The sequence below is a fragment of the Sphingobium sp. TB-6 genome (assembly GCF_012927365.1).
Taxonomy (GTDB): domain Bacteria; phylum Pseudomonadota; class Alphaproteobacteria; order Sphingomonadales; family Sphingomonadaceae; genus Sphingobium.
In genome coordinates this window covers 1-17,714 of record NZ_JABBGL010000006.1, presented here as the reverse complement: position 1 = coordinate 17,714, position 17,714 = coordinate 1, and the positions used below count along the sequence as shown (strand labels likewise).

The window sequence follows — 17,714 nt, the reverse complement described above, 5'->3', positions numbered from 1 at the left end:
TTCCCGTCACAATAGCCGCATCTGGCTCCCTTCCGGCTTGCGGAACAGATCCGTGCGGAGGGTCACGCGTTCTCCGGTAAAGCCTGCGCGTTTGCGCGCCTTTTGGAAACGGGCGCGGATCAGGTCCGCCCAGACGCCCTGACCGCGCATGCGAGTGCCGAAATTCGGGTCATTGTCGCGACCGTCCCGCATATCCTTGATGATGGCCATCACTTTTGCCGCCCGATCGGGATAATGTTCGTCCAGCCAGGCGCGGAACAAAGGGGCGACTTCATGCGGCAACCGGATGGGGATATAGCTTGCATTCTGTGCCCCGGCGGATGCGACGCAGGCGACGAGAGCCTCAATCTCATGGTCGGTGATGCCGGGGACCACTGGCGATATGCTGGCTACCACCTGTATGCCGGCCTGCGACAATTTACGGATCGCTTCCACCCGGCGCAGCGGATGTGGCGCGCGCGGTTCCAGCGTCCGGGCCGTTGCCGGGTCGAGCGAAGTGACCGAAATCATCACCGCCACCAGCCCTTCCCCGGCCATGGAAGCCAGCAGGTCGATGTCGCGCAATATCCGGTCCGACTTGGTCGTGATATAGACAGGATGACGGCATTCCCATAATATTTCAAGGCATTGCCTGGTAATCCTCCAATCCCGTTCGATCGGCTGATAGGGATCGGTATTGGTCCCCATGGCGATCGGAGTGACCATATGGGATTTGCTGGAAAGTTCCTTGCGCAGCAGTTCAGCGGCATTGGGCTTGGCGAACAGGCGGGTTTCGAAATCGATGCCTGGCGACAGATCGTGATAGGCATGGGTCGGGCGCGCAAAACAGTAAATGCAGCCATGTTCGCAGCCTCGATAGGCGTTGATCGACTGGCTGAACGCGATGTCGGGAGAGCTGTTGCGGCTGATGATCGTGCGAGGCTGCTCTACGGTGACCTCGGTGCGCCGTCTGGGTGGTGCGCCGTCAATCTCCAGCAAGGCGTCGAGCCAATCGCCATCAGCGATCCGCTCGGGCATGTTGAAACGGCGGCTTTCGCCGTTCAGTGTCGCGCCTCTGCCCTTTTCCGCAGCCATGCCGCATTAGAACATAATGAGAACATATTGACAAGAGGCACTGGCCGCAGCACCTATGGTTCGGGTTAAAGAGGGGGTATTATGCGGAAGATTGCCGTGATCGCGGGATTGTGGATAGCTATGCTGGCAGCGCCTTGCCTAGCGGCAGATGCTGATCCTTGCGGCGCGAATCTGATTTGCGCGAGCGATCCGCAAACGGTGATCCGGGCTTTGCAAGCCGAAGGATATAAGGCCGCCTTGAGCAAGAGCGCCCAGACCGGAAATCCGAAGATAGAGAGCGCGGCCAGCGGCTATAATTACACGATCTACTTCTATGAGTGTGAGCAGACGCGCCAGTGCGGCTCCCTGCAATTTCAGGTGAGCTTTGAGGATGACGGCGGCAATACGCCCCAACTTGCCAATAAGTGGAACAAGGACAAGCGGTTCGCGCAGATGTCGGTCTGGGACGACGGGTCACTGGCCCTGGCCTATGACGTGACGACCGTGGGCGGCCTCAATCAGAAGAATTTTGCGGATGTGGTCGATTGGTGGGCGGTGATGCTGGGCGAGGCCGGGAAGTTCTTCAAGGACAACCCGGCTCCCGCGAAATAATCGTTCAAGCCGTTTAGCGTTCAGTCAAACGCGGCATCAATTCCACGAAATTGCAGGGCCGGAAACGGTTGTCGAGTTGGCTGACGAGGATGCCGTCCCAGGCGTCCTTCACCGCGCCGGTCGATCCGGGCAGCGCGAAAATATAGGTGCCCCGCGCGACGCAGGCGGTGGCGCGTGACTGGATCGTCGATGTGCCGATGGTCTGATAGCTGAGCCAGCGGAACAGTTCGCCAAAGCCGGGAATTTCCTTGTCCTGCACCTGCGCTAGTGCCTCGGGCGTGACGTCCCGGCCGGTGACTCCCGTTCCGCCCGTGGTGATGATGCAGTCGATCTGCGGATCGTCGATCCAGGCATGAAGACGGGCGACGATGGCGGAGCGTTCGTCTCGCTCGATATGACGCGCTGCCAGGACATGACCGGCTGCTGCTATGCGTTCGGCCAGAATGTCGCCGGACCGATCGTCGGCTGCTGTGCGGCTGTCCGACACTGTCAGCAGCGCAATGCGCACCGGCAGGAATGGCCGGCTTTCATCGATTGGCATCAGTCGGAGCCGCCCGCGATGCTGGCGCTGACATTTGCGCTGGCCATCGGCGTCCTGGGCGTCAGGCGCACGAGACGCGTGCCCTTGGCCCCTGGGAAGGTCGGCCACAGACCCTGCGCCATGCCCGCCAGCGACTCCGCGCTGCCCTTCGCCTGGATCTGATACATCCAGTAATTGCGCATCACGATGTTCACATAGGCGCGGGTTTCATAATAGGGCAGCGATTCGATGAACAGCAGCGGATCGCCATTGTCCTTCACTTCGCTGTTCCAACGCTCGACCGGCAGAGGACCGGCATTATAGGCGGCCATGACCTTGGGCAGCAATCCGCCGGTCGCGCTCATGTCGCGCAGATTTTCCAGATAGCGCTGGCCATATTCCATATTGGTCGACGGCACGAACAACTGGTCGGACGCGGCTAGCCCCATCAGATTGCCGGTGCTGGGCAGCACCTGCATCAGGCCGCGCGCACCGGCGCTGCTGACGACATCCCGGCGGAATCCCGATTCCTGAAGCGTGTGGGCATAAACCAGCGCCGGGTCGACCCGCCATCCGCCGTCCGGCCGCCAGTCGGGTGCCGGAAAGCGCGCGAAGCTGCCCGGCTGCTTGCCCACCGGGCCGTTATGAGCAAGCCAGAGCTGCGTTTCCGGCAGGCTCAGCGCGCCGGCCAGGCGAAGCAGCGCATCATATTGCCCGGTCCCGCCGATCTTCGCCTGATAGCGAAGCATCTGGTCCGCCCGCGCATTCTCACCGATCGCAGACAGAGCGATCGCCGCCCGCACATTCGGGCTGTCCTTGAGTTGCTGCCATTCCGCAGCGCCGAAGCGAGGCGCGACTGGCCCAGCGCCCAACGGCATCGCCAGCGTTTCACGCGCCAGCAGGCCATAAAAGCTTTCGTCCGAACGGGCGGCCGTCTTCAGCAGATTTTCGACCTTTTCAGGTTCCCCGCACACCATATAGGCGCGTGCCGCCCAATAGGCGCCCGCCGCGCGCATGTCGCTATTGCCGGCCAGTGCCGTGACATTGGCGAAGGCAGGCGCGGCGGCGCGGCAATCATTCTGGCGCCAGGCGGCAAGGCCGGTCGTCCAATAGGCCTGAACCGCCCAATCGCCGCCGCTGCGGCTTTCCAGGGCCCTTGCCGCCATGCGCCGGGCATTGGCGTCGTCGCTTTCGATATAATAGGCCCAGGCGATGCGCTGCCGCACTTCGGTCAGTCCCTCGGGCGTCAGACCCGCTTCGCCACTGATGAGCAGCGCTTCGGCACCGGCCGGATCATCATTCTTGATGAAGGGCTGAATCTGGCCGACTAGCGTCTGGGCCAGGGCGTCGGTCTTGACGGCCGGAACATATTCGCGGCGCGGCGCGCTGCCCAGCCAGACCATCTTCTGCACCTGCGGCAGCGTGGGCAAGATGGTCGCGCCGCGTTTTTGCGCCAGCCGGGAAAGCTGATCGGCCTTGTCGAGCCATGGCGCCTTGTTGATCAGATCGAGCAGTTCGAACAATTCGACCTTGGGCGAATTCTTGCCGAGATAAAGTTCGGCCAGGGCGACCGGGCGGATGGCGTCCTGCGCATCCAGCGCGGTGATCATCGCCCTGGCATCAGTCCATTTCTGGTCGCGCAAGGCTCCGTAAATGGCGCTGTACCGGCTTTTATCGGTATCGCTCAATTGAAGCGGGGATGAAGGCATGCCCATGGAAAGGGCGGATACCGCGCTGGTCGTGTCGGCGTTTGCGGGCATGGCCGCCAATGCTGTGAAGGCAACGGCGGCCAGCCAGGACGAACGGGTTACGGCGCGAATCACTCGGGCATTTCCTCAATCAAACCTTGTAATATACGCCAACATTCTGCCTTTGCCGCGGGTTGCCCAAGCAACAAACGCGGATGAAATGTGGCGAATACGGATAAGGTGCCGCCATCATGGTTAAAAACCCGTGAACCTGAATCGGCCGCAGGCAACAGGGTGCGGATCGTTCGGTCGCCCAGCAATAATAACCGTCGCGGCGCGGCGAGCATCACATGCGTGCGCATCCGTGCGGCTGCGGCCGTCAGATCCGATGCCTCGACCATGGCGCCCGGCGGCCGGGACAGGAAGAGGGACGCCAGATGAATGTCGGCACGCTTCAGGCCGATCGCCCGCAACATCGCATCGAATAGCTGCCCGGCCCGGTCGCTGAGCAGGGCTCCGGCGCCGATGTCCGCAGGATCGGGCATATCGGTGATCACCATCAGAGGCGCATGGGTCGGTCCTTCGGGCAGGATCATGGCGCCTGGCCATCGCCGTTCCGGCTGCGTCGCATCCTCGGCAAGCCAGGTCAGGAACGTCTCAAAATTATGGGGCTTGGCTTGCGCGGGAATGTCGCCGGGGACGGAAACCGGCGTCCGAGTGGGCGTCTGAGCTGGGCGCAACCAATCGACCGGCTCCTCACCGACCGCGCAATCCACGCCGGCCAGATTCCACCACGCCATATAGGCATTGGCGGCCTCCGCCAAATTTTCCCGCAATATTCCCCGCATTGATTGTCTTGGGCCAGAGGTTGACGCCGTGGTCAAGTTTCTTCATCGCGCTGAGTGTCAAAACGTTTGGGTAGTGCGGCGACCGGATTGGGGAGGAAAACCGACGGCGCCCGCAAAATGGAGGGACTATGAGCGAACGGGATTCGATGCCCTATGACATCGTCATCGTCGGCGGTGGCCCGGCGGGGCTGTCATCGGCTATCCGGTTGAAGCAGCTTGCGAACGAAGCCGGGCAGGAATTGTCGGTTTGCGTGCTGGAAAAGGGTTCGGAAATCGGCGCGCATATCCTGTCGGGCGCGGTCGTCGATCCGAAGGCCTTGGACGAGTTGTTCCCGCAATGGCGGGACATGGGCTGCCCGATGGCGGAAGTGCCGGTCACGGACAACCAGCACTGGTTCCTGACCAAGGGCGGCAAGATGAGCATGCCGCACATCATGACGCCGGGCTGGATGCACAATAAGGGCACCTATACCGGATCGCTGGGCAATTTGTGCCGCTGGCTGGGCGAGCAGGCCGAGGGGCTGGGCGTGGAAATCTTCCCCGGCTTTGCGGCGGCGGAAATCCTCTACAATGAGGATGGGTCGGTGAAGGGCGTCGCGACCGGCGACATGGGGATCGACCGCGAAGGCAATCGCAAGCCCGATTATCAGCCGGGGCTGGAACTGCATGCCAAATATACCTTCTTCGCGGAGGGCGCGCGCGGGCACCTGACCAAGATCCTGAAGCGCCAGTTCGCGCTGGATGCTGACAGCGAGCCGCAGGTCTACGGCATCGGCATGAAGGAATTGTGGGATATCGATCCCGCCAAGCACAAGCCGGGTTTGGTGATTCACACCCAGGGCTGGCCGCTGACAGATGCCTATGGCGGCGGTTTCCTCTACCATCAGGCCAATGGGCAGGTGGCTTTGGGCTTCGTGGTCGGCCTCGGCTATCGCAATCCCTATCTCTATCCGTTCGAGGAATTCCAGCGCTGGAAACAGCATCCGGAAATCCGCAAATATCTCGAGGGCGGCCGCCGCGTCTCCTATGGTGCGCGCGCGATCAACGAGGGCGGCTGGCAGTCGATCCCGAAGCTGGTCTTCCCCGGCGGCGCGCTGATCGGCTGTTCGGCGGGCTTCGTGAACGTGCCCCGCATCAAGGGCACGCATACGGCGATGAAGTCCGGCATGCTGGCCGCCGAAGCGGCGTTTGAGGCGATTCAGAACGAGCGCGCCCGCGACGTCCTGCATGATTATGAGGACCGTCTGCGGTCGAGCTGGATCGCGACCGAGCTCCAGTTGGTGAAGAATGCCGAACCGCTGCTGTCGAAGTTCGGCAACACCATCGGCACTGTGCTGGCGGGCATCGACATGTGGATGCGCACGCTCAAGATCGGGCTTCCCTTCACGATGAAGCACAAGCCTGATTGCGAGAAGCTGTGGCGCAAGGAAGTCAGCAAAAAGATCGACTATCCCAAGCCGGACGGCGTGATCAGCTTCGACCGCTTGTCCTCGGTGTTCTTGTCGAACACCAATCATGAGGAAGACCAGCCGGTCCATTTGCAACTGAAAGACCCGTCGATCCCGATTTCCTACAACCTGCCCCTTTATGACGAGCCCGCGCAGCGCTATTGTCCGGCGGGCGTCTACGAAGTGGTCGGGCTGGACGAGGGCAATCCCCGCTTCCAGATCAACGCGCAGAACTGCGTCCACTGCAAGACGTGCGACATCAAGGATCCGACCCAGAACATCAACTGGGTCGTGCCCGAAGGCGGTGGAGGGCCGAACTATCCGAACATGTAGGCGTCTGTTTGCTGCGATGATGCTGGTGCTGCCCGCCGCGGCGGGCGCATCGGTGGACCCTGGCAGCGCATTGCATGCCTATATGCGGGGGCGCCTGGCCGATGGCGACGGTGCTCCCGGACTTGCGCTGAATAGCTATAGGGAGGCGCTGGCGGGCGATCCCGCCAGTCTCGAGGTTGCCCGGCGTTCCTATTTTCAGGCGGTGATCAGCGGGGACATGGCTCTGGCGCTGCGTTCCGCCGCCGTGCTGGAAAGCGACGGCCTGCTGCCGCGCGACGGCACCTTGCTCCAGATCGCCGGGGCGCTGAACCGCAAGGATTGGCCGGGCGCTCGCCTGCTTGTCGACCGGATGGTGGCGGAGGGCAATTTCGCCTTTCTGGCGCCGATCACCCGTAGCTGGATTTCGGTGGGCGAGGGGCGATATGCGCCGCCCGTCATCGATCCCGCCGATCGCTTCGCATCCCTAGCGAGACGTTATCTGGACGAACATCTGGCGTTTCAGGCCTTGCGCAACGGCGATCTCCCAAACGCGCAGTCCGCGATAAACCGCGCTCTTGCCTTGCGGACCGGGGAGATGGACGCGCTGCGGCTGATCTTCGCGGGGCAACTGGCCGCACGGGGAGCGAAGGCTGAAGCATTGGCGCTTCTGCCTGAAAAGGAAGCCAATTTCGCGCAGGCCCGGGCGGATATCGCCAGTGGCAAAGCGCTTTCGCTCCATGGCAAAGCGCTGACGGCAGGACAAGGTTTCGCCCGTCTGCTTACCCGGTTGGCGTCCGATATTTCGTCGGACGGCAGTACGGGAACGCTGGGTATCCGGCTTGCGCGCATCGCCGCCTTTGTCGATCCTGATGGTCCCACCGCGCATATCGTCGCCGCGGACTTGCTGAGCCGCGCCGGTCATGCGGCCTATGCGATCGAGGAGGCGCGCATGGTTCCCGCCCCCGGCTGGTACGGCGCGCTGGCGCAGGCCGAACTGGTAGAAGCGCTGGCGGCGGCGGGGAAGCGGGCGGAGGCTATCGGCCTTGCCCGCGCTCTGGCCGCCGTGCCGGACGCGGAGCCGGAACGCCATGTAAGGCTGGGCCAGTTGCTGGCGCAGGAGAAGGATTTTGAGGGCGCTGCCTCAGCTTTCCGCACGGCGCAGGCCGGCTATCCGGCCGACGCCGTTCCCTGGGCGCTGCTATTGTTTGAAGGCAGCGCGCTGGAACAGGGCGCGCATTGGAACGAAGCGCGGGCGGTGCTGGAACGGGCGGCGAGGCTGGCGCCCAATGAACCCACGGTGCTGAACTATCTGGGCTATGCGCAGATCGAGCGGCGGCAGAATATGGATGCGGCGGTGGAATTGCTGAAGAAGGCGAGCGCCTTGAAGCCGCAGGACTCGTCGATCACGGATTCCCTGGGCTGGGCGCAGTTCGTGACGGGCGACATCGACGCCGCCGTGCCGATGCTGGAGCGGGCGGCGGCGGGAGCGCCTGCGGACGCGACCATCAACGAACATCTGGGCGATGCGCTCTGGGCGGCGGGACGGCGATACGAGGCCCGCTATGCCTGGCGCGCGGCGGCGGTTTTTGCGGAAGGAGAGACGGCGCAGCGTCTGGCCGCCAAGACCAGAGAGGGGATGAAGCCCGAATATGCCGCACGTTGACGCGGAAGCGCCCGCCGCCTGCCCGGCGGATGCGGGCGAACTGGTCGAAACCGCTTTTGCCAAGATCAATCTGGCGCTGCACGTCCGGCATAAGCGGGCGGACGGCTATCATGCGCTCGAAAGCCTGTTCGCCTTTACCGAATTGGGGGACAGGCTGTCGGGTCGTATTCGGGCTGACGGCATGATCGGGCTGGATATTGACGGCCCCTTTGGTCATTCCTTGGACGCGGGGCCCGACAATCTGGTGATAAAGGCGGCACGCGCATTGCAAGCCCATTTGGGGGAAGGCTTTGGCGCTGATCTCAGGTTGAGCAAGATTTTGCCGGTCGCATCGGGCATTGGCGGAGGTTCCGCCGATGCTGCCGCTACCCTTCGATTGCTCAGGCGGCTCTGGAATGCGCCGGTGGCTGGCGAGACGCTGGAACGGATCGCGCTGACGCTCGGTTCGGACGTTCCCGCTTGCGTCAGCAGCGTTTCGCAGATGGTGCGAGGACGGGGGGAAGTGTTGCAGCGGCAGGCGATCGCGGGGCTGTCCGCTATGCCGATCTTGCTCGTCAATCCGGGCGTCGCCGTTTCCACCGCGCAGATTTTCAGCGGCTGGGATCGGGTGGATCGCGGCCCATTGGAGGCAACCGATCTGGAGCAATTGATTGCCGCTGGACGGAACGATCTGGAGGCTCCAGCCATGGCAGCGGCTCCGGTCATTGCGGATGTGCTGGCAGCATTGAGAGCGTGCGATGGAGTGCGCCTCGCCCGCATGTCGGGGTCTGGCGCGACCTGCTTCGCGCTGTTCGAAACGGATCGTCACAGGGCTACGGCAGCGGAGAGGCTGCGTGCCGACCATGGCGCATGGTGGGTCGCGGAAACGAGGATCAGGACGGCATGAGCGAGGCGTATACCGAGGTCGACGGCGGTGATCTGAATATCCTGATCATTGCCGACCATGCTTCGGCGCATGTGCCCGATGACGTCGACCTGGGGATCGATGCCGGATTGCTGAACGATCATATCGCCGTCGACATCGGCGTGGCGGAGGTCAGCGTCCTGCTCGCCGAAGAATTGCGCTGCAAGGCCGTGCTGGGCGGCGTTTCCCGCCTCGTGATCGACCTCAACCGGGAGGATGACGCGCCGGGCCTGCTGCCGGTCATGAGCGACGGCCATGTCATTCCGGGCAACCGCCATGCCGACCTGGCGGATCGGATGATCCGTTTCCACCATCCCTATCATCATCATGTCGCATGGCTGCTGGACGGCATGTCGTCTCCGTTCCTCCTGTCCGTCCACAGCTTCACGCCCCGGCTGGCCAGCGATCCCGATCAGAAGCGCCCCTGGGATATCGGCGTCCTTTATAACCAGGACGACAGGGCGGCGCGGATCGCCATCCCTTTGCTGGAGGCGGCGGGGCTCAAGGTGGGGGACCAACTGCCCTATTCGGGCAAGGTATTAAACGCCACGATGAACCGCCATGCGGAGGGCAATGGCATCCCCTATCTGGGTATAGAGATGCGGCAGGATCTGGTCAGCGATGGAGAAGGACAAAGGCGTTTTGCCGGAATATTGGCTCCCGTCGTGCTGGAATGCCGCAGCCAGCTTGCCTGAAGGGCGGCACAGCGGGATGATCGGTGTCACGCATCCACACCGGGCCTTGAAGGGAAGCTTGTTGTTGTGTTTAGCGCTGGCCGGATGCGGCCGTCCTTCCGGCTCCGGGAGCCTGGCCGACAAGGGCCATAAAATGATCCCTTGTGCGATCGGCGCGGATGCCGCCTGGAAGGACGATTGCCTGGTCGAACGCGATCGTGATCTTCTGACCATCCGCCATGCCGATGGCGGCTTTCGTCGCTTTCTGATCGTGCATGACGGACGCGGCGTCGTGCCCGCCGATGGAGCGGAAAACGCCACTATCCTCATTGCGGGCAAGGGCGAGATTGAATTGCGCGCCGGGCAGGATCGCTACCGCCTGCCTGCGCAGTTCGCTGGAGGAAGAAATGATGCGGAATGATGCGATCCTGACAGCGGCGCAGATGAAGGAGGCGGAACAGGCGGTCATCGCCGCTGGTGTCCCGGAATATGCACTGATGGAGAGGGCAGGCGCCGCTGCGGCGGAGATCATCTGGCGAGCGGGTGGAAAGCGTGATCTGCTGGTCCTGTGCGGTCCGGGCAATAATGGCGGTGACGGCTTCGTGATCGCGCGGCTGCTGCGGGCGCGGGGCGTGCCGGTTCGCGTCGCGGCCCTGGGCGAAAGCCGCACGGACTCCAGTCTCAAGGCGCGTGCGGCCTGGGGAGCGCCTGTCGAGTCCCTTGCCGACGCCGCGCCTGCGACGCAGATTGTGGACGCGCTGTTCGGTACGGGCCTGTCGCGTGGATTGGACGCGGAGCCAGCAGCAAAATTGCGCATGCTCACGGAACGGGCAAGTTTCAGCTATGCCGTGGATCTGCCGAGCGGGGTCCAGACGGATACGGGTGAATTGCTCTCCGACGTGCCGGTATTGGGGGTCTGCATTGCCTTGGGCGCGCTCAAGCCGGCCCATATGCTGCAACCGGCGGCAGGCTGCTGGCAGAGGCTGGTCTGCGCCGATATCGGCATCGATGTGTCCGGCGCGCAAATACACCGGCTTTCGCCACCGCAATTGCATCAGCCGGGATCCTTCGCGCACAAATATAGCCGAGGGCTGGTGGTTGTGATCGGCGGCGAAATGGGCGGGGCGGGCCTGCTCGCCAGCCAGGCAGCCGCTCGCGCAGGGGCAGGCATGGTCCGTCACATCGTTCAGGATAGGGATCATGGAGGACCGGGCGCTATCGTCACCCATCGCGCCGATGATGCTGCCGATGTCGCGAGATCGGTGAATGATTCCAGGATCAAGGCGGTTCTGGTCGGACCGGGACTAGGACGTGACGGCGGCGCTTCAGACAGGCTGAAACCGGCACTCGCTGCCGGTCATCCGCTCGTCCTGGATGCCGATGCATTATTCCTGCTGGCGGAGGAAGGGTTGGATGCCATTCCGCCCGGCTCGATCCTGACGCCCCATGAGGGCGAATTCGCCCGGCTGTTCGGAGATTTGCCGGGCAGCAAGATCGACCGGGCGCTGGAGGCGGCAAAGCGCTCCCGCGCAATCCTGATCTACAAGGGAAGCGACAGCGTCATTGCCGCACCAGACGGGCGCGCCGTCCTGTCTTCGGTCAGTTCCTCCTGGCTTTCGACGGCGGGAACCGGGGATGTTCTGGCAGGTCTGGTTGCCGGGCGGCTCGCCGGCACTGGCGACGGGTTCCTGGCGGCATGCGAAGCGCTATGGCTGCACGGGGAGGCGGCACGGCGGGCTGGCGCGGCTTTCATTGCGGATGATTTGCTTGTGGAGCTGCCAGCGGCTATCGCCTGCCGCCTGTAACCAAGACTAAGAACGTGACCGAAATCGACACTGACATCATCGTCCGCATCGCGGCCAAAGGGGACGGCGTGACCGCCAATGGCCGCCATGTTCCGCTGACCGCGCCGGGCGACCGGATCGCGGCTGACGGCAGCATTTTGTGGGGGCCGCATCATGTCGACCCGCCGTGCGTGCACTTTCCGATCTGCGGCGGGTGCGAACTTCAGCATATCGACGATGCGAGCTATGCCGATTTCGTGACGGCCCGCGTCGCCGGAGCCCTGGCCGGGCAGGGCGTGGAGCCCGGCAGGCTCCTGTCGCCGCATATCTCGCCTCCACAGGCCCGACGCCGTGCTTCCCTCAGGGCCAGCAGGCAGGGGCGGAAAATCGTCATCGGCTTTGCGGAATCAGGCAGTCATATGCTGGTCGACCTGACGATGTGCGAAATACTCGATCCCGCGCTGTTCGCTCTGCTGGCGCCGCTCAGGACGTTGTGCGGGATCATCCTTCCGGACAAGCGCGCCGCGCATGTCCGCATGTCGCTGACCGATCAGGGCGTCGACCTGCTGCTGGAAGGGGTACGGATCGAGGGGCTCGCCGCCGACGAGGCGCTGCTGGCCTTCGCGCAGGAGCATGCGCTGGCCCGGCTGACCATCGATGAGGGGGATGGTCCGCAGACCCGGTGGGAGCCGGAACCCGTCACGGTCAGCTTTGGCGGCGTGCCGGTCGCTTTCCCGCCCTTCGCCTTTCTTCAGGCAACGCCGGACGGCGAAGCCGCGCTGGTCCATGATGCGCAGCAAGCCATGCCGTCAGAGGGCGCCATTGCCGATCTTTTCTGCGGGCTCGGCACATTCGCGTTGGCTCTGGGCCAGAGCCGGCCGGTCTACGCGGCGGAAGCGGCCCGCGATCTCATCCTCTCATTGAAATCAGCGGCGAACAGAGCGCAGCGGCGGATGGTGGCGGATCATCGGGACTTGTTCAGGCGGCCGCTGACGCCCGCGGAAATCAATCGTTTCGCAGGGATCGTCATCGATCCGCCTCGTGCCGGGGCGAGGGAACAAGTGATGCAGCTTGCTGCATCGAATGCGCCGGTCATCGCCTATATTTCCTGCAATCCGGCCAGCTTCGCGCGCGATGCCGTGCATCTGATCGCCGGAGGATACAGGCTGGAGAGTGTGCGCCCGGTCGGGCAGTTCCGCTGGTCGACCCATGTGGAACTGGTCGGGATTTTCCGGCGCGGATAGGATTAGTCCCTCGCCGCGGGGGAGTGCGGCGAGGGACCTTGCATCCTCTCCTAAGGGGAGGCCTGAGCCTCTACCCCAGTTTGATGACAGTTGCGCGACGGCGGGCCGGGACGGCGTCGACATAGAGGCTGGCCATGGGCTCATCCTCGACCTCGATAACCGCTTCGGACGTGAAGCCGTTGAAACCGGTGCGCATCGCCGCGCCATAGGCGCCGAGCATCCCGATCTCGATATAGTCGCCCGCCTGCACATCTTCCGGCAGCATGAAGGGGCCGACCATATGGTCCATATCGTCGCAGGTCGGGCCGTAGAAGGAGAAGCCGGTCAGTTCCGCCTCGCTCTCTTCCTCGCGCAGCAGGGCAACAGGGAAGCGCCAGCCAATATGCGCCGCATCGAACAGCGCGCCATAGGCGCCGTCATTGATGTAGAGTTCGGTGCCGCGACGACGCTCCACGCGCACGACGACCGAGCTATACTCCGCCGACAAAGCGCGGCCGGGCTCGCACCACAGTTCCGACGAATAGCTGACCGGGAGGCTTTCGAAGCCGCGATGGATCGCGTCGAAATAAGCTTCCAGCGCAGGCGGTTCCATACCGGGGTAGACCGACGGGAAGCCGCCGCCGACATCGATGATGTCGACCGTGACGGCCGCGTCCACGATCGCCGCGCGGACGCGCTCGATGGCGTCGCTATAGGCTTGCGGGGACATGGCCTGGCTACCGACATGGAAGCAGATGCCCAGCGCATCGGCCGCCTGGCGGGTGGCCATCAGCAGTTCGCGGGTTTCGCCCAGTTCAGCGCCGAATTTGGACGCAAGGCTGAGTTCCGAATGCTCGGACGAAACGCGCAGACGCACGCACAGCTCCAGGTCGGTCGCATCGTCTGTGGCGCGCAGAATCTTTTCCAGCTCGTCCATCGTGTCGAGCGAGAAGGTACGCACGCCATGGACATGGTAAGCCTCTGCAATTGCTTCCTCGGCCTTGACCGGGTGCATGAAGCAGAGTTTCGCCTGACCCTCGAGAGTCTCCGCGACGAGGCGCACTTCCGCGATCGAGGCCACATCGAAATGCGTGATCCCGCAAGCGAACAGCGTACGGATCAGATCGGGAGACGGATTCGCCTTGACCGCATAGAGCGAGCGCCCCGGAAACTTCTCCGCGAAGAATCGGGCGGCCCGGGCAGCAGCCTGGGGACGAATAAGCGTTACCGGTGCTGCCGGTTTGAGGGTGGTCGCTACCCCCAGCGCGCTATGATGCTTGTGCAACTCAAGGGACCTCCAGTGTAGTCGTTGGCAAAAAGCTGCCTTGCGGTGGAAGTCCCATGGGGCAGCGGACGGCCGATATATGCTGAGGGGTCCCCCCTGTAAAGCGCATGCGTAAATTTTGTTGCGCGGGCGGCTATGAAATGTGCGTCAGGAGAGACGGGACTTGAAGTCCTCGTAGGAAAACTGGCGGATTTGCTTGAGTTCGTCGGTTTCCGAGTTCCAGAGCCAGATGGATGGCAAGGGCACGCCATTGAATGTATTGGTCTTTACCATCGAATAATGCGCCTGATCGAGGAAGGCGATGCGGCGCCCCGGAGTCGCGCCGCCGGGGACTCGATAGTCACCGATAATGTCTCCGGCGAGGCAGGAGGGGCCACCGAGTCGGGTGGGCTGGCCTTCCGTTTCCTCGTGCAGCATGGCGGGGCGGTAGGGCGCTTCGATGACATCGGGCATGTGGCATGTGGCGGAGATGTCGGTGATCGCCACCGGCATGCCGTTGTCGATCACGTCGAGTATTTCTCCGACCAGGATGCCTGCGTCGAGCGCCATGGCTTCGCCGGGCTCGATATAGAGTTCCAGGCTCGTTGCCGCCTTGATGCGATGCAGAAAGGCTATCAGGTCGTCGATCTGATAGTCGGAGCGGGTGACGTGGTGGCCGCCGCCGAAGTTCAGCCATTTGAGGCCGCCGACATGGGGCATGACGCGGGATGCGATTGCGGCCCAGGTGCGCTCCAGCGGCAGGAAATCCTGCTCGCAGAGATTGTGGACGTGGAGGCCGTCGACGCCCTCCAGATGCTCGGCGCGGAGTTGGTCGATGGAAAAGCCCAGGCGGCTGTGCGGCTGCGAGGGGTCATATTTGGGCACTTCGCCCTCGGCATGGAGGGGGTTGATGCGCAGGCCGATGTCGAAGTTCACACCGTTCTTTCGCGCATCGTCGATGACGGGTTTCAGGCGGGCGATCTGGCCGGGGCTGTTGAAGATGACATGGTTGGAGATTTTGAGGATTTCGGCCAGGTCTTCGGGCTTGTAGGCGGCGCAGTAGGTTGCGACCTCCTTGTCTCCATGGGGGCCGACATATTCCTCGCGGCCGAGGCGGGCTTCGTAGATGCCGGAGGCGCAGACGCCGTCGAGATATTCCGCGACGACGCCCCCGAGGGACCACATGGAGAAGGCCTTGAGCGCGCCCAGCACCTTGATGCCTGCGCGGTCGCGGATGTCGCGTAGGACACTGAGGTTGCGGCGTATCGCTGCCTCATCCACCACGAAGGCGGGCGAAGGGACGCGGTTCAGGTCGAAATGCGCGAAGGCGGCGGGATCGCCGGCTTTGGTTTCCATGCTAAATCCATTCGATGCCGTGTTCCTGCGCAGGCAGGAACCCAGTTCAGACGGTGGAACTAGGCTCCTGCCTGCGCAGGAGCGCATGGGCTTAAAAATCCAGCGGCGCGGCCAGTTCCTTCACCTGCCAGGGCAGGCCGTGCTCGTTCAGCATGTCCATGAAGGGATCGGGATCGAACTGTTCGATGTTGAACACGCCTTCTCCCTTCCATGCGCCCGTCAGCATCATCGCCGCGCCGATCATCGCCGGGACGCCGGTGGTGTAGCTGACTGCCTGATTGCCGGTTTCGGCATAGGCGTCCTCATGGTCGCAGATGTTGTAGACGTAGACGGTCTTTTGCTGGCCGTCCTTCTGGCCGGTCGCGATGTCGCCAATGTTGGTCTTGCCCCTGGTGGTCGAACCCAGACTCGACGGTTCGGGCAGCACGGCCTTGAGGAACTGAAGCGGGATGATTTCTTGCCCATTGTAGATCACCGGATCGATGCGGGTCATGCCGACATTCTGGAGCACTTCGAGATGCTTCAGATACGCATCGCCAAAGGTCATCCAGAAACGGATGCGCTTGATTTCCGGGTAGAATTTGGCAAGCGATTCCAGTTCCTCATGATACATGAGGTACATGTTCTTCTGCCCTACAGACTCGAAGTCGAACACCTGCTTGTGCTTCAGGGCCGGGCCTTCGACCCACTTGCCGCCTTCCCAGTGGCGCGAGGGCGCGGTGACTTCGCGGATGTTGATTTCCGGGTTGAAGTTGGTGGCGAAATGCTGGCCATGGTCGCCGCCATTGCAGTCGAGAATGTCGAGCGTGTCGATCCGGTCGAGCAGATGCTTCTTGATGTAGCTCGCAAAGACGCTGGTGACGCCGGGGTCGAAGCCCGAACCCAGCAGCGCCATGATGCCCGCTTCCTTGAAGCGCTCCTGATAGGCCCACTGCCAGCTATATTCGAACTTGGGCGTGTCGCGCGGCTCGTAATTGGCGGTGTCGAGATAGTCGACCTTGGTTGCGAGGCAGGCGTCCATGATCGCCAAATCCTGATAGGGCAGGGCCAGGTTCACGACCAGCTTGGGCTGGACCTTCTCGATCAGGGCGATGGTTTCTTCGACATTGTCGGCGTCGACCTGCGCCACGTCGATAGTGACGCCGGTGCGGGCCTTGACCGATTCGGCCACCTTCTCGCAGGAGATGATGCGGCGGCTGGCGAGCGTGATATGGCTGAAAATGTCACTGTTCATCGCCATCTTGTGAACCGCGACAGACCCGACGCCGCCCGCGCCAATGACCAGAACCTTGCTCAATTCAACTGCTCCATATTTCAAGCCGCGCCTGACGCGCGAAAGCGCCCATATAGGGGCTGTGCGTGACAGCGCAAAGTCAGACTGTCAGAAGCTGGCGCCGTCGACTTTCTTGATGCTGAGCGCGTCGAGATCGACGGAGGGCACGCAGCGCAGGTTGATGGCCTGCATGGTTGAGCCGTCCGGGCCTTTGCCCTGCGCGAAAGCTTGGCAACCGCAGACGGTGCAGAACTGGTGCGTGATCTTGTGCTTGTAGAATTGATAGTCGGTCAGCTTGTCCGCGCCGCTGTCGAGGGTGAACTGGTCGGCGGGCACGAAGGTCAGCAGGAAGCCCTTGCGGCGGCAATGGGAGCAGTTGCAGCTCATCGCTTCGGTCGGCGCGTCGGCGGCTACGGTGAAGGTGACGGCGCTGCAGTGGCAGCTTCCGGTGTAGGGCATGATGGCTCTCCTTTGTGGCGAGTTTATGCCGGGAAACAAAAGAAGGGAACTGCTTGGATTAAAGTGGGAAAACCTTGACGCCTCAAGGTCTGGTGATAAGGCGAATGTTGTCTTTTAAGGGGGAGAAGGCATTGAACAAGATAGCAATAGTGCTTGGTGCAGTTATTCTTTTGCCATCGACGGCTTTCGCGCAAAATGCTGAGCTTCCTACGACAGTCAATAGGTCGGTACGCAGCTTTGACGAGGTGGCAGATGAATGTTTTCAGTTTGCAGACTACCGTTCAGAATGGGCTGCCTCTCAAGCTCCGGATTATGATGGAGATAGCATTGGCGGAGCTATTGGTTCTGGTTTGAGCCTGAATATCGAACGTAAACGGTTACGTAAGAAGATTTATGCTTCGTGCATGGAAGGAAATGGCTTCCCAAATGCAAAAATGGTGAAGTCCAAGCCTAAATCCTAACCGAGTATCACTGGGGTGGCTGAGCTTAGCATACGGGTTTGCTAAGGGGCTGTCAGGAATTTCGTGTGCGGCGAGGCGGTTGACCATCAGGCCGTCATGGCCCTGATGAAGCGTTCGCCGAAGAGAACGGCAAATTGCGCCTTCGCCATGTTCCACTCGCGCGGCGGCATTT

Annotated in this window: 17 protein-coding genes; 9 read left to right on the top strand and 8 right to left on the bottom strand. The window is 62.6% G+C overall.

Annotated elements, in window-relative coordinates; translation table 11 throughout:
• Positions 1–6: 6 nt before the first annotated feature.
• Complete coding sequence (locus tag HHL26_RS09905; protein WP_066557904.1) at positions 7–1,074, bottom strand: PA0069 family radical SAM protein; 1,068 nt, start codon at positions 1,072–1,074, stop codon at positions 7–9.
• Positions 1,075–1,155: 81 nt separating this feature from the next.
• Here HHL26_RS09905 and HHL26_RS09900 point away from each other — a divergent pair, with 81 nt between their 5' ends.
• Complete coding sequence (locus tag HHL26_RS09900; RefSeq protein ID WP_066557902.1) at positions 1,156–1,665, top strand: YbjN domain-containing protein; 510 nt, start codon at positions 1,156–1,158, stop codon at positions 1,663–1,665.
• Positions 1,666–1,678: 13 nt separating this feature from the next.
• Here HHL26_RS09900 and moaB read toward each other — a convergent pair whose 3' ends face one another.
• From moaB to HHL26_RS09885, 3 genes are read right to left on the bottom strand one after another with little or no spacing between them, the layout of a single operon-like run.
• Positions 1,679–2,206: a molybdenum cofactor biosynthesis protein B gene (gene moaB, locus HHL26_RS09895; protein WP_066557901.1), complete on the bottom strand. Its 528-nt coding sequence runs from the start codon at positions 2,204–2,206 to the stop codon at positions 1,679–1,681.
• A complete protein-coding gene (locus HHL26_RS09890; protein WP_066557885.1) occupies positions 2,206–4,008 on the bottom strand; it encodes a lytic transglycosylase domain-containing protein in 1,803 nt (600 codons plus the stop codon). Before HHL26_RS09890 ends, moaB begins: the two co-directional genes overlap by 1 nt.
• On the bottom strand, positions 4,005–4,469 hold the full coding sequence (locus tag HHL26_RS09885; protein WP_237229794.1) for a uracil-DNA glycosylase family protein: 465 nt from the start codon (positions 4,467–4,469) through the stop codon (positions 4,005–4,007). The genes HHL26_RS09890 and HHL26_RS09885 overlap by 4 nt, the downstream gene beginning before the upstream one ends.
• Positions 4,470–4,849: 380 nt before the next feature.
• Between HHL26_RS09885 and HHL26_RS09880 the strand changes: the two genes are divergently transcribed.
• The 7 genes from HHL26_RS09880 to HHL26_RS09850 all read left to right on the top strand — a co-directional run bounded on the left by HHL26_RS09880 (position 4,850) and on the right by HHL26_RS09850 (position 12,750).
• Positions 4,850–6,502: an electron transfer flavoprotein-ubiquinone oxidoreductase gene (locus tag HHL26_RS09880; RefSeq protein ID WP_066557880.1), complete on the top strand. Its 1,653-nt coding sequence runs from the start codon at positions 4,850–4,852 to the stop codon at positions 6,500–6,502.
• A 19-nt stretch (positions 6,503–6,521) separates the two neighbouring features.
• Positions 6,522–8,144 carry a tetratricopeptide repeat protein gene (locus HHL26_RS09875; RefSeq protein ID WP_066561763.1) on the top strand — a complete coding sequence of 541 codons (1,623 nt, stop codon included), beginning with the start codon at positions 6,522–6,524 and terminating at the stop codon, positions 8,142–8,144.
• Positions 8,131–9,030: a 4-(cytidine 5'-diphospho)-2-C-methyl-D-erythritol kinase gene (locus HHL26_RS09870; protein ID WP_066557878.1), complete on the top strand. Its 900-nt coding sequence runs from the start codon at positions 8,131–8,133 to the stop codon at positions 9,028–9,030. The genes HHL26_RS09875 and HHL26_RS09870 overlap by 14 nt, the downstream gene beginning before the upstream one ends.
• Entirely contained in the window at positions 9,027–9,743 is a 717-nt protein-coding gene (locus HHL26_RS09865; RefSeq protein ID WP_066561762.1) for an N-formylglutamate amidohydrolase, read from the top strand. The genes HHL26_RS09870 and HHL26_RS09865 overlap by 4 nt, the downstream gene beginning before the upstream one ends.
• 133 nt (positions 9,744–9,876) lie before the next feature.
• A complete protein-coding gene (locus HHL26_RS09860; protein ID WP_335339734.1) occupies positions 9,877–10,143 on the top strand; it encodes a hypothetical protein in 267 nt (88 codons plus the stop codon).
• Positions 10,133–11,527, top strand: coding sequence for an NAD(P)H-hydrate dehydratase (locus tag HHL26_RS09855; RefSeq protein WP_082748904.1), 1,395 nt, complete (start codon positions 10,133–10,135; stop codon positions 11,525–11,527). Before HHL26_RS09860 ends, HHL26_RS09855 begins: the two co-directional genes overlap by 11 nt.
• A 14-nt stretch (positions 11,528–11,541) precedes the next feature.
• A complete protein-coding gene (locus HHL26_RS09850; protein WP_066557866.1) occupies positions 11,542–12,750 on the top strand; it encodes a class I SAM-dependent RNA methyltransferase in 1,209 nt (402 codons plus the stop codon).
• Between the two features lie 70 nt (positions 12,751–12,820).
• Here the strand turns inward: HHL26_RS09850 and HHL26_RS09845 are convergent, their stop codons facing one another.
• From HHL26_RS09845 to HHL26_RS09830, 4 genes are all read right to left on the bottom strand, one after another.
• Complete coding sequence (locus HHL26_RS09845) at positions 12,821–14,014, bottom strand: type III PLP-dependent enzyme (RefSeq protein ID WP_066557864.1); 1,194 nt, start codon at positions 14,012–14,014, stop codon at positions 12,821–12,823.
• A 147-nt stretch (positions 14,015–14,161) separates the two neighbouring features.
• Positions 14,162–15,349: a carboxynorspermidine decarboxylase gene (locus HHL26_RS09840; RefSeq protein ID WP_066557862.1), complete on the bottom strand. Its 1,188-nt coding sequence runs from the start codon at positions 15,347–15,349 to the stop codon at positions 14,162–14,164.
• Positions 15,350–15,440: 91 nt separating this feature from the next.
• Positions 15,441–16,646 carry a saccharopine dehydrogenase family protein gene (locus tag HHL26_RS09835; RefSeq protein WP_066561760.1) on the bottom strand — a complete coding sequence of 402 codons (1,206 nt, stop codon included), beginning with the start codon at positions 16,644–16,646 and terminating at the stop codon, positions 15,441–15,443.
• An 84-nt stretch (positions 16,647–16,730) separates the two neighbouring features.
• Entirely contained in the window at positions 16,731–17,081 is a 351-nt protein-coding gene (locus tag HHL26_RS09830; protein ID WP_066557861.1) for a GFA family protein, read from the bottom strand.
• Positions 17,082–17,212: 131 nt separating this feature from the next.
• On the opposite strand from HHL26_RS09830, the gene HHL26_RS09825 reads away from it, so the two are divergent.
• Positions 17,213–17,542: a hypothetical protein gene (locus HHL26_RS09825; protein WP_145907328.1), complete on the top strand. Its 330-nt coding sequence runs from the start codon at positions 17,213–17,215 to the stop codon at positions 17,540–17,542.
• Positions 17,543–17,714: the final 172 nt, after the last annotated feature.

What these genes read in the sequence shown, in the direction of transcription:
- HHL26_RS09865 (WP_066561762.1), top strand. Translation starts at nt 9,027, where the DNA reads ATGAGCGAGGCGTATACCGAGGTCGACGGCGGTGATCTGAATATCCTG.
- HHL26_RS09880 (WP_066557880.1), top strand. Translation starts at nt 4,850, where the DNA reads ATGAGCGAACGGGATTCGATGCCCTATGACATCGTCATCGTCGGCGGT.
- HHL26_RS09900 (WP_066557902.1), top strand. Translation starts at nt 1,156, where the DNA reads ATGCGGAAGATTGCCGTGATCGCGGGATTGTGGATAGCTATGCTGGCA.
- moaB (WP_066557901.1), bottom strand. Translation starts at nt 2,206, where the DNA reads ATGCCAATCGATGAAAGCCGGCCATTCCTGCCGGTGCGCATTGCGCTG.
- HHL26_RS09870 (WP_066557878.1), top strand. Translation starts at nt 8,131, where the DNA reads ATGCCGCACGTTGACGCGGAAGCGCCCGCCGCCTGCCCGGCGGATGCG.
- HHL26_RS09855 (WP_082748904.1), top strand. Translation starts at nt 10,133, where the DNA reads ATGCGGAATGATGCGATCCTGACAGCGGCGCAGATGAAGGAGGCGGAA.
- HHL26_RS09840 (WP_066557862.1), bottom strand. Translation starts at nt 15,349, where the DNA reads ATGGAAACCAAAGCCGGCGATCCCGCCGCCTTCGCGCATTTCGACCTG.
- HHL26_RS09875 (WP_066561763.1), top strand. Translation starts at nt 6,522, where the DNA reads ATGCTGGTGCTGCCCGCCGCGGCGGGCGCATCGGTGGACCCTGGCAGC.
- HHL26_RS09885 (WP_237229794.1), bottom strand. Translation starts at nt 4,469, where the DNA reads ATGATCCTGCCCGAAGGACCGACCCATGCGCCTCTGATGGTGATCACC.
- HHL26_RS09905 (WP_066557904.1), bottom strand. Translation starts at nt 1,074, where the DNA reads ATGGCTGCGGAAAAGGGCAGAGGCGCGACACTGAACGGCGAAAGCCGC.
- HHL26_RS09830 (WP_066557861.1), bottom strand. Translation starts at nt 17,081, where the DNA reads ATGCCCTACACCGGAAGCTGCCACTGCAGCGCCGTCACCTTCACCGTA.
- HHL26_RS09860 (WP_335339734.1), top strand. Translation starts at nt 9,877, where the DNA reads ATGATCCCTTGTGCGATCGGCGCGGATGCCGCCTGGAAGGACGATTGC.